This is a genomic window from Streptomyces cupreus, from assembly GCF_014257025.1.
GTDB classification, from domain to species: domain Bacteria; phylum Actinomycetota; class Actinomycetes; order Streptomycetales; family Streptomycetaceae; genus Streptomyces; species Streptomyces cupreus.
In genome coordinates, this window is record NZ_JACMSF010000110.1 from 1 (window position 1) to 13,052 (window position 13,052).

General features: G+C 71.9%; 14 protein-coding genes and 1 pseudogene. 9 read left to right on the plus strand and 6 right to left on the minus strand.

All coding sequences use genetic code 11. The annotated features are described in order from the left end of the window. Positions 1 to 12: 12 nt before the first annotated feature. The gene (locus tag H4N64_RS42625; protein WP_186288000.1) at positions 13 to 942 is read right to left on the minus strand and encodes an FkbM family methyltransferase; all 930 of its coding nucleotides are present in this window, start codon (positions 940 to 942) and stop codon (positions 13 to 15) included. A gap of 153 nt (positions 943 to 1,095) precedes the next feature. Here H4N64_RS42625 and H4N64_RS42630 point away from each other — a divergent pair, with 153 nt between their 5' ends. Beyond that, the gene (locus H4N64_RS42630) at positions 1,096 to 1,977 is read left to right on the plus strand and encodes an LLM class F420-dependent oxidoreductase (RefSeq protein WP_186288001.1); all 882 of its coding nucleotides are present in this window, start codon (positions 1,096 to 1,098) and stop codon (positions 1,975 to 1,977) included. On the opposite strand, the gene H4N64_RS42635 is transcribed toward H4N64_RS42630, so the two are convergent. After that, a complete protein-coding gene (locus H4N64_RS42635) occupies positions 1,953 to 2,174 on the minus strand; it encodes a hypothetical protein (RefSeq protein ID WP_186288002.1) in 222 nt (73 codons plus the stop codon). The two genes, H4N64_RS42630 and H4N64_RS42635, sit on opposite strands and share 25 nt — an antisense overlap. A 104-nt stretch (positions 2,175 to 2,278) precedes the next feature. Here H4N64_RS42635 and H4N64_RS42640 point away from each other — a divergent pair, with 104 nt between their 5' ends. Next, complete coding sequence (locus tag H4N64_RS42640; protein WP_186288012.1) at positions 2,279 to 3,184, plus strand: LysR family transcriptional regulator; 906 nt, start codon at positions 2,279 to 2,281, stop codon at positions 3,182 to 3,184. A gap of 301 nt (positions 3,185 to 3,485) precedes the next feature. Here the strand turns inward: H4N64_RS42640 and H4N64_RS42645 are convergent, their stop codons facing one another. After that, entirely contained in the window at positions 3,486 to 4,049 is a 564-nt protein-coding gene (locus tag H4N64_RS42645; protein WP_186288003.1) for an NAD(P)H-dependent oxidoreductase, read from the minus strand. A gap of 98 nt (positions 4,050 to 4,147) precedes the next feature. Here H4N64_RS42645 and H4N64_RS42650 point away from each other — a divergent pair, with 98 nt between their 5' ends. From H4N64_RS42650 to H4N64_RS42665, 4 genes are read left to right on the plus strand one after another with little or no spacing between them, the layout of a single operon-like run. Beyond that, complete coding sequence (locus H4N64_RS42650) at positions 4,148 to 4,828, plus strand: TetR/AcrR family transcriptional regulator (RefSeq protein WP_186288004.1); 681 nt, start codon at positions 4,148 to 4,150, stop codon at positions 4,826 to 4,828. Between the two features lie 47 nt (positions 4,829 to 4,875). Continuing rightward, positions 4,876 to 5,922: a LacI family DNA-binding transcriptional regulator gene (locus H4N64_RS42655; RefSeq protein WP_186288005.1), complete on the plus strand. Its 1,047-nt coding sequence runs from the start codon at positions 4,876 to 4,878 to the stop codon at positions 5,920 to 5,922. A gap of 17 nt (positions 5,923 to 5,939) precedes the next feature. Further along, positions 5,940 to 7,118, plus strand: a complete 1,179-nt coding sequence (locus tag H4N64_RS42660; RefSeq protein WP_186288006.1) for a 4-hydroxybenzoate 3-monooxygenase — start codon at positions 5,940 to 5,942, stop codon at positions 7,116 to 7,118. 29 nt (positions 7,119 to 7,147) lie between these two features. After that, a complete protein-coding gene (locus H4N64_RS42665) occupies positions 7,148 to 8,584 on the plus strand; it encodes an aldehyde dehydrogenase family protein (RefSeq protein WP_186288007.1) in 1,437 nt (478 codons plus the stop codon). Between the two features lie 9 nt (positions 8,585 to 8,593). Here the strand turns inward: H4N64_RS42665 and trxA are convergent, their stop codons facing one another. Continuing rightward, positions 8,594 to 8,980: a thioredoxin gene (trxA, locus tag H4N64_RS42670; RefSeq protein ID WP_186288008.1), complete on the minus strand. Its 387-nt coding sequence runs from the start codon at positions 8,978 to 8,980 to the stop codon at positions 8,594 to 8,596. A 140-nt stretch (positions 8,981 to 9,120) separates the two neighbouring features. Here trxA and H4N64_RS42675 point away from each other — a divergent pair, with 140 nt between their 5' ends. From H4N64_RS42675 to H4N64_RS42685, 3 genes and pseudogenes are all read left to right on the plus strand, one after another. Next, the gene (locus tag H4N64_RS42675) at positions 9,121 to 10,554 is read left to right on the plus strand and encodes a dihydrolipoyl dehydrogenase family protein (protein WP_186288009.1); all 1,434 of its coding nucleotides are present in this window, start codon (positions 9,121 to 9,123) and stop codon (positions 10,552 to 10,554) included. Between the two features lie 144 nt (positions 10,555 to 10,698). Further along, complete coding sequence (locus tag H4N64_RS42680) at positions 10,699 to 11,091, plus strand: hypothetical protein (RefSeq protein ID WP_186288010.1); 393 nt, start codon at positions 10,699 to 10,701, stop codon at positions 11,089 to 11,091. Between the two features lie 5 nt (positions 11,092 to 11,096). After that, positions 11,097 to 11,549, plus strand: a pseudogene (locus tag H4N64_RS42685) (nucleotidyl transferase AbiEii/AbiGii toxin family protein); the annotation flags it as partial. Between the two features lie 219 nt (positions 11,550 to 11,768). On the opposite strand, the gene H4N64_RS42690 reads toward H4N64_RS42685, so the two are convergent. Together H4N64_RS42690 and H4N64_RS42695 are read right to left on the minus strand one after the other, a co-directional pair. Beyond that, positions 11,769 to 12,389 carry a peptide deformylase gene (locus H4N64_RS42690; protein WP_260860351.1) on the minus strand — a complete coding sequence of 207 codons (621 nt, stop codon included), beginning with the start codon at positions 12,387 to 12,389 and terminating at the stop codon, positions 11,769 to 11,771. A 151-nt stretch (positions 12,390 to 12,540) separates the two neighbouring features. Next, positions 12,541 to 13,052: TetR/AcrR family transcriptional regulator (locus tag H4N64_RS42695; protein ID WP_186288011.1), on the minus strand; the 512-nt coding region annotated here is incomplete at its 5' end.

Consider the following 13,052-nt stretch of genomic DNA (forward strand, 5'->3'; position numbering starts at 1 on the left):
ACGGCATTGGCCCTAGGCCGTCTCGGGTGCCGCCTTCGCCCGCATCATCACGCAGTCGAACTCTACGACCCGTCCCGTCGCGGCCTCCCGGGTCACCGGGTACATGCCGGTGGTCTCGAAGCCCCCTGCCTCGTACGCGGCGACGGCCTCGCTCATCGGCGGGCTGCCCTCGTACAGCCGCAGCATGGCCACCTCCGACTGGAGGCCCACGAAGTCGCCGATCCGCTCCCCGGCCCCGGCGTACACCTCCAGGTCGTAGCCCTGGGTGTCCATCTTCAGGAAGGGCCGCGGCTCGTCGATGCCGTCGAGGGCTTCGTCCAGTACGGCGTCCAGGCGCCGGATGCGGATCTCCTCGGTGCGGGTGGTGTGGAAGCGCTTGTAGCGGTCGCGGCCGTAGTCGCTCGCCGGGAGCAGGGAGTTCATGGTGTTCCAGCCGACGTGGATCTCGGCCGTGGTGTTCTCGCGGCCCAGGCCGCAGTGGTGCACCTGCCAGTTCGGATCGCGCTCGGCGGCCTTGCTGAGGCGGGCGAAGGCCTCCGCGGTCGGTTCGAAGGAGACGATCCGGCCCCGGTAGCCGTGTTTGCGGAGCCTCTTGGCGTACTGGCCGTTGTTGGCACCCACGTCCAGGACGCAGTTCACGCCGTACAGCTCGAACATCGCGGTGACGTGCTGGGTGCACAGATATTCGGCCGCCGCCATCTGAAGCTTGCGCTCGTCCGCCGCGGACTTCTCCCCGAGGACGAGCCGGGCCCCGCTCTCGCCCAACGGGACGGTGGTCCAGCCGCCCGGGGCGCCGCGGAGGACCATCCAGGCGTCCTTGCCTGCGGGTTTCACCGTGTACCGGCCGCGCCGGGAGACCAGTGCGGTGCCCGGTGCCAGGTCCGTCACCCGCACGCCGAAACGGGGCATCAGCTGGAGCAGTCTGCGGTAAAGGGTCTGCATCCGCCCACCCTGGCAGAGTTGACCGGAATCGGTCTCCTGTTTGAACGGTTTTCAACGAGCGGGTGGCGTACCGGAGTTGCCGCTTGACTTCGAGAGCGCTCCAAGAACTAGCGTCACCGGCGTCGAGGACAGTCGGGGTGAACGGAGACGGACATGCAGGTGGGCGTGCACATCAACCGGTTCGACCACCCCGGGGGCGGCCCCGCGCTGGGCGCCGAGCTCGCGGCGGCCGGCCGTGCCGCGGAGGCGGCCGGGGTGAGCTGGCTGTCGGTGATGGACCACTATTTCCAGATGGAGTTCAACGGCGGCGCCGAGGCCCCCATGCTGGAGGCCTACACGACCCTCGGCTATCTCGCAGGGCACACCTCCACGGTCCGGCTCGGCGCGCTGGTCACCGGCGTGACCTACCGTCACCCCGGACTGCTCGCCAAGATCGCCACCTCGCTCGACGTGCTCTCCGGCGGCCGGGCCACCCTCGGGATCGGAGCGGCCTGGTACGACCGTGAACACCGGGGCCTGGGCGTTGAGTTCCCGCCCGTCGCCGAGCGCTTCGAGCGGCTCGACGAGACCCTGCGGATCTGCCGGCAGATGTGGGACCCGGCGGACAACGGCCCCTTCGAGGGCCGTCACTATCGGCTCACGGAGACGCTGTGCGTCCCGGCCCCGGTGAGCAGTCCGCACCCGGAGATCATGATCGGTGGCGGGGGAGAGAGGAAGACCCTCCGCCTGGTCGCCCGCCACGCCGACGCGTGCAACCTGTTCGCGAGCGGTCCCGAGGAGGTCGCGCACAAGCTGGACGTGCTGCGCCGGCACTGCGACACCGAGGGCCGGGACTACGACGAGATCCGCCGGACCGTGGTCTACACGGGCGAGGCCGCCACCGAGGGCGACCTCGACGCCTTCACCCGCGAGATCACCGGCTACACCAAGTTGGGCATCGACACGGTGATCCTCGCCCCGCGCACCGGCGAGCCGGCGGCGTTCATCGAGGACTTCGCGGCCCCGGCCGTTCAGCGGCTGGCCCCACTGGACTGAGCGGTCACCGGGGGCCTGCTGCGCGAGACGATCCGCACGCCGTCCGCGTCGACGACGCGCACCTGGAGCGAACCGCAGCCGCACCGGGTCCACACCGTGCGGCCGGCGGCGGTTTCGTGCCGGGACACCACCTGGAAGGGCTCGGCGCCGTCGGGCCAGCCGCAGTGCGGGCAGACGGCGCCGGTGGTGCTGGTCATGGCAATTCCTCCTGTGCGGTGGTCGGTTCACTGCCCAGGGTGCGGCCCCGTGTTCATGTATGTCCAGGTTGACTTTCCGCATCACACCCTGAAGCGTGGGCTTCATGATTGACCTGCGCCGACTGCACGTCCTGAGGGCGGTCGCCCACTACGGCACGGTCACCGCGGCCGCCCAAGCCCTGCACTTCACCCCGTCCGCGGCCTCCCAGCAGATCCGGCAGCTCGCCCGCGACCTCGGCGTCGACCTGCTGGAACCGCAGGGGCGCGGGGTCCGGCTCACCCCGGCCGCGCAGAGCCTGCTCGCCCACGCCGACGCCATCCAGGCCCGCTGGGAGGAGGCCGAGCTCGATCTGCGCGCCGAGCACGGCGCTCCCGCCGGACAGCTGCGCGTCTGCGGCTTCACCACCGCCGTGTCGGTGCTGCTGGCGCCGATGGCGGTACGGCTGCGGGAGCGGTATCCGCGGCTGACCGTGCGGATCCAGGAGACGGGGGTACCGGAGAGCTTCGACCTGCTCTTCGAGGGCGAGACGGACCTGGCCGTGGTGGATGTGACCCCGCGCAACCCGCCGCTGAGCGACGCGCGCTTCGATCAGCAGCCGCTGCTGGACGATCGGTACGACCTGGTGGTCCCCGACGACCATCCGCTGGCCGGACGCGGGCACGTCGATCTCGCGGAGGCGGCCCACGAGGACTGGATCGCGCCGGTGCCGGAGAGTCCCTGTCGCCCGCATGTGATGTCGGCGTGCGGGGCGGCCGGGTTCACCCCCAGCGTGGTCCACCACGCGCTGGACTGGAACGCCACGGCCCACCTGGTCGCCCATCGCCTCGGCGTCGCCCTGATCCCACGCCTGGCGCATCTGACCCCGCACCTGCCGATCACCCGGGTCCACTGCACGGGCAACCCTCACCGTAAGCTCCTCACCGCAACCCGCCAGGGCTGCCGCACCCGCCCGGCGGTCGCGGCAGCCCTGGAGGAGCTACGGGAACTGGCCCCGACGGCGGTGGCCTGACACGACGAAGCGGGGCGGGAACCGTGCGGTCCCGCCCCGTCAGGGGGCCACCCGCGCAGCTGCGGGAGTCGTGCCGCTGGGACGGTGCCCACCCGGCAGCGACTGCCTAAGACCCGCGTAGCCGCGGGGAGTCGTTGCCGCCGGGACGGCGCCCACCCGGCAGTAGCTGCCCTAAGACCCGCGTAGCTGCGGGCAGTCGTGCCGCTGGGGCGGCACGGGTGGCCGCAGCGCCATCCCGCAAGCGCGGGCGGGCGCACTCGCCCCCACGTCAGCCAAAGTGCCGGGTGCCCATGGACCCGCCCTACGCGGCAGCGGCCTCGTCGGCGTGGCCGTGCACGCGGGCGATGACCTCGGTCAGCTGGGCGGCGACCTCGGAGTCGTCGGCCGGGTGGGTCTCGGCGAAGCGGGTCACGGAGCCGGGGATGGAGAGCTTGACGTCCTCCAGCACCTTGCCGCCGGCGATGCCTACGGCCTTGCGGGTCTCGTCCTGCGCCCACACGCCGCCGTACTGGCCGAACGCGGTGCCGACCACGGCGACCGGCTTGCCGCCGAAGGCGCCGGCGCCGTACGGGCGGGAAAGCCAGTCGATGGCGTTCTTCAAAACGGCCGGGATGGTGCCGTTGTACTCGGGGGAGAACAGCAGGAACGCGTCGGAGGCCTGGGCGGCCTCGCGCAGCTTGGCGGCCGCGGCGGGCACGCTGCCCTCGACGTCGATGTCCTCGTTGTAGAACGGGATCTCGGCCAGGCCCTCGTAGAGCTCCACCTCGGCGCCCTCGGGCGCGAGCTTCACGGCGGCCTCGGCGAGCTGGCGGTTGTGCGAACCGGCGCGAAGGCTGCCGACGAGCGCGAGGATGCGAACAGACATGGCGAACTCCAGATACGAAGCAGGGACGGGGAGCATCCGGACCGAGGTCCGTTTAGTTTCTAGCATCCTAAGCGGACCGCGGTCCAGTTTCATTCCCGATGCTTTACGCTGGCTTCATGTCCGCGCCGCTGCCGCCCTTCCCGCTGTCCCAGGAGCCCGTCGACGAGCCCGAACTGCTCCAGCTGAGCTCCCGGGAGGACGAGCCCTGCCTGCGCGCCGACGCCGCCCGCAACCGCGCCCGGCTGCTGGAGGCCGCCGGCCGTCTTGTGGCGGAGCACGGCGCGGCCGGGGTCACGATGGAGGCGGTGGCCGCCGCGGCCCGGGTCGGCAAGGGCACCGTCTTCCGCCGCTTCGGCGACCGCACCGGACTGCTCACGGCCCTGCTCGACCACTCCGAGAAGAACTTCCAGTCCGCGGTCATCACCGGCCCCGCGCCCCTGGGACCCGGGGCGCCGCCCCTGGAGCGGCTGAGGGAGTTCGGCCTCGCCCTGCTGCGCCGCTCCGCCGACGAACTGGAGCTCCAGCTCGCCGCCGAGCCCGACCCGCAGCGCCGCTACAGCAACGCACCCCGCCGCTTCCTGCGCGGCCATGTTCTGATCCTGTTGCGCCGGATAGTCCCCGACGCGGACTGCGAACTGCTCGCCCTGACCCTGATGGCATACCTCGACCCGCCGATGGTCCACTACCGCAGCAAGGTCTGCGGGATGTCGCAGGAGCGCGTCGAGGCGGGCTGGCTGGATCTCGTCGATCGCGTCACGAGGTCCGTCTCGCCCTGCTGACGGTCGTAACAACCCCGCGCGGACGGCCCTTCACAGGTTCTGCAAGGATGCCGTACGTCATGGTGCAGATACCGAAAACGCCCGCGTCCTCGTCTCCCGCACCGCGCTCCGTGCCCACGAGCGCCGATGTGGCCCGCCTGGCCGGCGTCTCGCGCGCGACCGTCTCCTACGTCCTCAACAACACCAGTGCCGTACGGATCAGCGAGCCCACCCGGCGCCGGGTGCACGAGGCCGCGAAGGAGCTGGGGTACGTCCCGCACGCGGCCGCCCGCAGCCTGCGCGCCGGGCACAGCCGGATGGTCCTGATGCCCGCCCCGGCCTTCCCGGTCGGCCCCCTCTACAGCCAGTTCATCAGCGACCTCCAGTCCGCCCTCGGCCGCCTCGACTACACCGTCGTGCAGTACGGCAGCGTCGGCGTGCACGGCGACGAGGCCGCCCGCGCCTGGGCGGAACTGCGTCCCGTCGCCGTCCTGGTGCCGGGCTCCGGACTCGGCCCGCAGGGCGTGACGGTGCTCAAGCGCTCCGGCGCCCGCGCCGTGGTCACCGTCGGCCCCGAGTGCGTCGAGGGCGCCCACGCCCTCCAGATGGACCACTCCGCGGTCGGCCACAGCGCGGGGCGCCACCTCTACGAGCGCGGCCGGCGCCGTATCGGCGTCCTGATGCCCGCCGAGCCCGGCCTTGAGGCCTTCTCCGGGCCCCGCCTCGACGGGGTGCGCCGCGCCCTGTCCGGCACCGACGCCACGGTGACCGAGCTGCCCCTCGGCTACGACGAGGAGGCCGCCGCCCACCTCGCCGCGCGCTGGCGCGAGCTGGACCTGGACGCCGTGTTCGCCTACAACGACGAGTACGCGATGCTGCTGATGAGGGCCCTGCAGGACGAGGGCGTCGCCGTGCCCGAGGACACCGCCGTCATCGGCGCCGACGACCTGATGCTCGGCAGGCTGCTCAGGCCCAGACTGAGTACCGTCCATATCGAGCTGCCGTCCGGCCGGGACCTCGCCGAACTGGTCGACCGAGCGGTGCGCGACCCCGCCGCCGCGCCCGAGACGCACAAGGTACTGGGAGCATCGGTGGTGCACCGCGACTCCAGCTGACGTACGGGAGGCACTCCATGCGTACGACCGTCGGCATCATCGGCGGCGGCCCGGCCGGGCTGCTCCTCGCCCGTCTGCTGTACCGCGCCGACGTCGACTGCGTCGTCCTGGAGAGCAGAACCCGCGACTACGTCGAGCACCGCCAGCGCGCGGGCATGCTGGAGCAGGGCACCGTCGACACGCTGCGGGAGGCAGGCGCCGCCGACCGGCTGCACGCCGAGGGCATGGTCCACAACGGCATCGAGCTGCGCTTCGAACGGGAACGGCACCACATCGACTTCCCGGCCCTCACCGGCGGCCGTACCGTCACCATCTACGCCCAGACCGAGATCGTGCGGGATCTGATCGCCCTCCAACTGGCCGACGGGCCACCGCTGTTGTTCGAGGCGCGGGCGCTCGCCGTCGAGGGCGCGGACAGCGCGCGGCCCCTCGTGCGGTACCTGCACGCGGGCCGGGAGGAGACGCTGACCTGCGACTGGGTCGTGGGCTGCGACGGCTTCCACGGCGTGGCGCGCGAGGCGATTCCGGCCTCGGTCGGCCGGACGTACGCACACGACCACCCCTATGCCTGGCTCGGGATCCTCGCCGAAGTGCCGCCGTCCTGCGAGGAGTTGGTCTACGCCCGTGGCGAGCACGGCTTCGCCCTGCACAGCATGCGCTCGCCGTCCGTCTCCCGGCTGTATCTCCAAGTCCCGGTCGGCACCGCCCCGAAGGACTGGCTCGACGAGCGGATCTGGGACGAACTGGCCGCCCGCTTCGCCATCGACGCCGACTGGACCCTGGAACGCGGACCGATCACCGCCAAGTCCGTGACACCGATGCGCAGTTATGTCCACGAGCCGATGCGGCACGGCCGGCTGCTGCTCGCCGGGGACGCCGCCCACATCGTCCCGCCGACCGGCGCCAAGGGCCTCAACCTCGCCGTGTCCGACGTCCGCGTGTCAAGCCGCGCGCTCGCCGCCTGGCGTTCCACAGGCGAGACACAACTGATCGACAGATACTCGCAAGTGTGTCTCGCACGCGTGTGGCAGGCCACGCGTTTCTCCTACGACATGACTAGGATGTTGCACGCTCAACCAGACGGGGATGCCTTCGACCAGCGGATGCAGCTCGCACGTCTGCGCCGGATCACCGCATCCCGCCACGCGGCCGCCGAACTGGCGGCGAACTACACGGGACTTCCGCTCCCCGAGTGAGTCCCGCGGTGACCGAACGGAGAGCCGTCATGTCGTTGCTCGACCCCAAGTCCTGGCAGCCCCGCCCCCTCGCGGGCCCCGAGCACACCGTCACCGAGCCCGCCACCGGCGACGCGCTCGGCACGGTCACCCTCGCCGCCCCCGAGGACGTCGCACCGGCCGCCGAGGCCGCCCGCGCGGCACAGGCCGAGTGGGCGCGGCTGCCGCACTTCGTGCGCGCCGGGGTCCTGCGCAGGGCCGGCGACCTGTTCACCGCGCACGCCGACGAGCTGCGCGAATGGCTGGTGCGCGAGTCCGGCTCCATCCCCGGCAAGGCCGACTTCGAACTGCACGTCGCCGCCCAGGAGTGCTACGAGGCCGCCGCCCTCGCCTCCCGCCCGGCCGGACACGTCCTGCCCAGCGAGGCGCCCCGGCTGTCCTACACCCGCCGGGTCCCGGTCGGCGTGGTGGGCGTGATCGCCCCGTTCAACGCCCCGCTGATCCTCTCCATCCGCTCCGTGGCCCCCGCCCTCGCCCTCGGCAACGCGGTCGTCCTCAAGCCCGACCCGCGTACGGCCGTGTGCGGCGGCCTGTCCCTCGCCGCGGTGTTCGCCGAGGCAGGCCTGCCCGAGGGACTGCTGCACGTGCTGCCCGGCGGCGCGGAGACCGGAGCGGCCCTGGTCGCCGACCCAAGGGTGCCGGTGATCTCCTTCACCGGCTCCACCGCGGCAGGCCGGGCCGTCGGCGAGGCCGCCGGACGCCACCTCAAGCGCGCGCATCTGGAGCTGGGCGGCAACTCCGCCCTCATCGTCATGGAGGACGCCGACCTCGACGCGGTGATCTCCACCGCCGCCTGGGGCTCCTTCTTCCACCAGGGCCAGATCTGCATGACGACCGGCCGCCACCTGGTCCACCGGTCGCTGTACGAGGAGTACGTCGAGCGCCTCGCCGCCAAGGCCGACTCGCTCGCCGTCGGCGACCCGCACCGCGACCAGGTCCACCTCGGCCCGCTCATCGACCACACCCAGCTCGCCAAGGTGCACGGCCTGGTCGAGGCCAGCGCCGCGCGCGGCGCCAAACTGGCCGCGGGCGGCACGCACGAGCTGCTGTTCTACCGGCCGACGGTCCTCGCCGACGTCGCCGACGACACCCCCGCCTACGCGGAGGAGGTCTTCGGCCCGGTCGCGCCCGTACGTTCCTTCGCCACCGCCGACGAGGCCGCCGCCCTCGCGGCGGACGGACCCTACGGCCTCTCCCTGGGCATCGTCACCCGCGACGCCGCCCGCGGCCTGGACCTCGCCGAGCGCATCCCGACCGGGATCGTGCACATCAACGACCAGACCGTGAACGACGAGGCGGTCGCGCCCTTCGGCGGTACGGCGGCCTCCGGCACCGGCGCCCGGTTCGGCGGCGAGGCCAATCTGGATGCCTTCACCGACGTGCGCTGGACGACGGTGCGCGGCGATGTGGCGCCGTACCCCTTCTGATCCGGGCTGTTACTGGCCGTTCTGCTCGGCCTGCGCCTGCTGGGCGGCCACCGCCTTGCGGACCTCGTCCATGTCCAGCTTGCGGGCCTGCCCGATGACGTCCGTCAGGGCGGCCTCGGGCAGGGCGCCCGGCTGAGCGAACACGGCGACCTGGTCCCGGACGATCATCAGCGTGGGAATGGACTGGATACCGAAGGCCGCGGCCAGCTCCGGCTGCGCCTCGGTGTCCACCTTGCCGAACACGAGGTCGGGGTTCTCCTGAGCCGCCTTCTCGTAGACCGGGGCGAACTGCCGGCACGGGCCGCACCAAGCCGCCCAGAAGTCGATCAGGACGAACTCGTTGTCCGTGACCGTCTGGTCGAAGTTCTCCTTGGTGAGCTCCACGGTGCTGCTCATGGCGTGTTCCCTCTTCCTGTGTCGGGGCGAAGCCGTCGGCACAACACGGCCGGACGGGCAGGTATTCCGTGCGCGGACAGTCACGCATCGGCGCACGTACCCGTGTGGCCACGGCGCACACCACCCACCAGACTGACCCCATGACGGAAACGGAATCCATCGCGTACGACGTCGTGGTGCTCGGGGCCGGGCCCGTGGGGGAGAACGTGGCCGACCGCACCCGCGCGGCCGGTCTGTCCACCGCGGTCGTGGAGAGCGAGCTGGTCGGCGGCGAGTGCTCGTACTGGGCCTGCATGCCCAGCAAGGCCCTGCTGCGCCCGGTCATCGCCCAGGCCGACGCCCGCCGCCTGCCCGGCCTGAGCGCCGCCGTGCAGGGCCCCCTCGACACGGCGAAGGTGACGGCCCGACGGGACGAGTTCACCTCCCACTGGACGGACGACGGCCAGGTCGGCTGGCTGGACGGCATCGGCGCCGACCTCTACCGCGGCCACGGCCGTATCACCGGCACCCGCACGGTCACCGTGACCGGCGCCGACGGCACCGAGCGCGTCCTGACCGCCCGGCACGCCGTAGCCGTCTGCACCGGCACCCGCGCCGGGCTCCCCGACCTGCCCGGCCTCGCCGACGTCAAGCCCTGGACCAGCCGGGAGGCCACCAGCGCCAAGGAGGCGCCCGGACGTCTGGTCGTGGTCGGCGGGGGAGTGGTCGCCACGGAGATGGCCTGCGCCTGGCAGGCCCTCGGCTCGCAGGTCACGCTGCTCGTCCGGGGCAAGGGCCTGCTGTCCCGCATGGAACCCTTCGCCGGTGAGCTGGTCGCCGAAGCGCTCACCGAAGCGGGCGCCGACGTCCGCACCGGCACCTCCGTGCAGTCCGTGACCCGCGAGAACGGCACGGTCGTGGTCGTCACCGACGGCGGCGACCGGATCGAGGCCGACGAGATCCTCTTCGCCACCGGCCGCGCCCCGCGCACCGACGACATCGGCCTGGACTCGATCGGTCTGGACCCCGGCTCCTGGCTCCCGGTCGACGACAGCCTGCGCGTCACCGGCAGCGACTGGCTCTACGCCGTGGGCGACGTCAACCACCGCGCCCTCCTCACCCACCAGGGCAAGTACCAGGCCCGCATCGCGGGCGCGGCGATCGCGGCCCGAGCCTCGGGCGTCCCGCTCCTGGAATCGGACCCATGGGGAGCCCACGCGGCCACCGCCGACCACGCGGCGGTACCCCAGGTCGTCTTCACGGACCCCGAGGCGGCGGCCGTGGGCATCTCCCTCGCCGAAGCCGAACAAGCAGGCCACCGAGTCCGCGCGGTCGACTACGACCTCGCCAACGTCTCCGGCGCCTCCCTCTACGGCAACGGCTACCGGGGCCGCGCCCGCATGATCGTCGACCTGGAACGCGAAATCCTCCTCGGCGTCACCTTCGTCGGCCCCGGCGTCGGCGAGCTCATCCACTCGGCGACGATCGCGGTCGCGGGGGAGGTCCCGATCAGCCGACTCTGGCACGCGGTTCCGTCGTATCCGACGATCAGTGAGGTGTGGTTGCGGTTGTTGGAGACGTATCGGGACAACTGAGCGGCGGGGGTCACCGCGCCACATCTGGCCTGCTCCGATACGGGTCTGGAAGGCACCGTCAGCCCCTCCGTTCGCGGACGGAGGGGCTGACGCAGGCTCGCACATCACGGCCCTTACAGCTGCTTCGGCCGCCATAATGGACTCATGCCCTCCAGCCCACAACACTCCACACCCACGCCGAGCGATCACTCGGACGCGGTCGCCGAGGACATCGTGCTGTACCGGGAGAAGTTCCGGCGGCGTCTGCCGGACTCGCTGGACGAGCTGCGCGGTCCTGCCCGAGGGGTCGTCGAGCTGCCTCTGCACATGGCCTGGTCCGGGATGACCTCGTACGACTTGAGCAAGCCTCGCCAGCGCATGGGCCTTTACCGCACCGTCCTGCACGAGGGGCTGCGCGAGGACCTGCCCCGCTACCTCAACCGGGACCTGCTCCTCCAGCTGTGGCCGGTACTGCGTACCCTCGTCGGCCGCACCGTGCGGACCGTCTGGGAAGACGCCTTCCCCCAGCTCGCGTCCCGCACCCGGGCAGCCGCGTGACGGACATGCCGGAGCTGCACACGCGGCTCCTGGCGGATGTGATCGCACTCGGCTCCCCATATCCCCTCGTACTCACCGGCGGGTATGCCGTGCGGGCGCACCGCCTCGTGAACCGCCCGAGCCAGGACCTCGATGTCGCCACCGAGAACCCGGCACCCATGGCCGACATCGCGGCCGTGCTCCGCGCCGGCCTGGAAGCCCGCGGCTGGAAGGTGGAGGCGCTGGAGACCGCCCCCTTGTCCGCCCGCTTCACGGTGTCCGACCCAACCACCGGGCAGGAATGCGAGGTCGACATCCTCAAGGAAGTCTTCTGGCGGCCGCTCGCCCAAAGCCGGTACGGGCCTGTCCTGGCGGAGGAGGATGTGATCGGGACGAAGGTCCGTGCGCTTGGTGATCGTGGAGCGCCGCGTGACCTCATCGACGTGTTCGCAGCGTCCCGCCGCTGGAACACCGCCGATGGTCGCTGACGATGACCGGCTCGTCCTGGCGGTCACTGCTGTGGACGTCGAGACGGGGCAGGTGGGCGCGCGCCGATCCTTGCTCCACCCTGCCCGGCCCGGGCGCCTGGCGCGTCACCGTGGGGGATCTGGTGAACCCGGGCAGGGTGCACGCCGTGAGCGGCATCGTGCTGGCGGCGTGGGCCGCACGGTCGTCGGTCGCCTGCGACGTGGCGGCGCTCAGCGCGGCAACTCGAAGCCGAGCGCTACCGCCGCCTCCTTCGGAGTCGGCTGGGTCCAGCGCTCGGTCATCGCCTGGCTGGAGGACAGCGAGCGGGGCTCGGCCCGGTCCAGGTAGAGCATCCCGTTCAGGTGGTCCGTCTCGTGCTGGACGATGCGGGCCGGCCAGCCGGTGAACACCTCGTCCAGCGTTCGGCCGTGCTCGTCCTCGCCCCTCAGGCGCACCTCCGCCGGGCGCGCCACCACCGCCTGCCAGCCGGGCACGCTCAGGCAGCCCTCGAAGAAGGCGGCTCGGGTGGGGCCGATGGGTTCGTACGTCGGATTCACCAGGACCCGGAAGGCTTGGGGGACCCGGCCTCGGGCCACGCGTACTTCCTCCGTCACCGGCGCCGGGTCCTCGATCACCGCGATCCGCAGCGGGACGCCCACCTGCGGTGCCGCCAGGCCCACGCCCGGGGCCGCGTGCATGGTGAGACGCAGGGCCTCGATGAAGCGGGAGAGCAGGGCTGGGGGCAACCGGCCATTGTAGCGCTCGGATTCGCGTCGTAGGAGCGGGTTGCCTGCCGTCACGATCGGCAATGGGGCGTTCGTGGAGAGGAGTTGCTCGATCTGGTCGGTCAGGGGTGGGTGATCATCGGTGCGGAATCTGCACTGTTCACCGGCACTGTCTCCCTGTCTTACCGGGCCTGTCGTGTATGTCAGGGCCGGGGTTCCCGTCCAGGTCAGGGATGTCGAGCCCAGTGGGCAACGGGAGGCCTCGTGCCGCCGCAGGCTACGGGCTCGTTCCGTAGCGGAGCCCGTCGAGGATCAGGTCGAGGAGGCGGTCGGCCCGGTCGCGCTGGGCGGGGGTGCCGGTGATCTGTGCAACGCCGGCGAGGCTGAGGCCGACGTCGAGGGGGTCGACGTCCGAGCGCAGGAGACCGGTTTCGGCCCCGGCGTGCAGCAGGGAGCCGATCGCGGTGCCGAGCTTGTCGAGGGTCTCGGCGAAGGGGTCCGCGCCGGAGGCGACCGCGGCGCGCAGGGCGTCCGCCATGCCCTGCTTCGCGGCCAGGTAGTCGATGAACCTGTCCATCCACAGGCGCATCGCCCGGTCCGGCGGGAGGTCGGCGAGTAGGTCCGTGGCGCTGTCGCAGACGCGAGCCAGCTCGTTGCGGTAGGCCGCCTCGACCAGCGCTTCGCGCGTGGGGAAGTGGCGGTAGAGCGTGGCCGAGCCGACGCCCGCGGCCTTGGCGATCGTGTCGATCGCCACATCCGCGCCCTTCTCGGAGAAGGCACGCACGGCCT

Excerpts from the sequence above, each read along its gene's own strand:
- H4N64_RS42635 (WP_186288002.1), bottom strand. The coding sequence starts at position 2,174 with ATGACCAGCACCACCGGCGCCGTCTGCCCGCACTGCGGCTGGCCCGAC.
- H4N64_RS42675 (WP_186288009.1), top strand. The coding sequence starts at position 9,121 with ATGACGGAAACGGAATCCATCGCGTACGACGTCGTGGTGCTCGGGGCC.
- H4N64_RS42655 (WP_186288005.1), top strand. The coding sequence starts at position 4,876 with ATGCCGTACGTCATGGTGCAGATACCGAAAACGCCCGCGTCCTCGTCT.
- H4N64_RS42630 (WP_186288001.1), top strand. The coding sequence starts at position 1,096 with ATGCAGGTGGGCGTGCACATCAACCGGTTCGACCACCCCGGGGGCGGC.
- H4N64_RS42680 (WP_186288010.1), top strand. The coding sequence starts at position 10,699 with ATGCCCTCCAGCCCACAACACTCCACACCCACGCCGAGCGATCACTCG.
- trxA (WP_186288008.1), bottom strand. The coding sequence starts at position 8,980 with ATGAGCAGCACCGTGGAGCTCACCAAGGAGAACTTCGACCAGACGGTC.
- H4N64_RS42650 (WP_186288004.1), top strand. The coding sequence starts at position 4,148 with ATGCTTTACGCTGGCTTCATGTCCGCGCCGCTGCCGCCCTTCCCGCTG.
- H4N64_RS42640 (WP_186288012.1), top strand. The coding sequence starts at position 2,279 with ATGATTGACCTGCGCCGACTGCACGTCCTGAGGGCGGTCGCCCACTAC.
- H4N64_RS42625 (WP_186288000.1), bottom strand. The coding sequence starts at position 942 with ATGCAGACCCTTTACCGCAGACTGCTCCAGCTGATGCCCCGTTTCGGC.
- H4N64_RS42665 (WP_186288007.1), top strand. The coding sequence starts at position 7,148 with ATGTCGTTGCTCGACCCCAAGTCCTGGCAGCCCCGCCCCCTCGCGGGC.
- H4N64_RS42660 (WP_186288006.1), top strand. The coding sequence starts at position 5,940 with ATGCGTACGACCGTCGGCATCATCGGCGGCGGCCCGGCCGGGCTGCTC.
- H4N64_RS42645 (WP_186288003.1), bottom strand. The coding sequence starts at position 4,049 with ATGTCTGTTCGCATCCTCGCGCTCGTCGGCAGCCTTCGCGCCGGTTCG.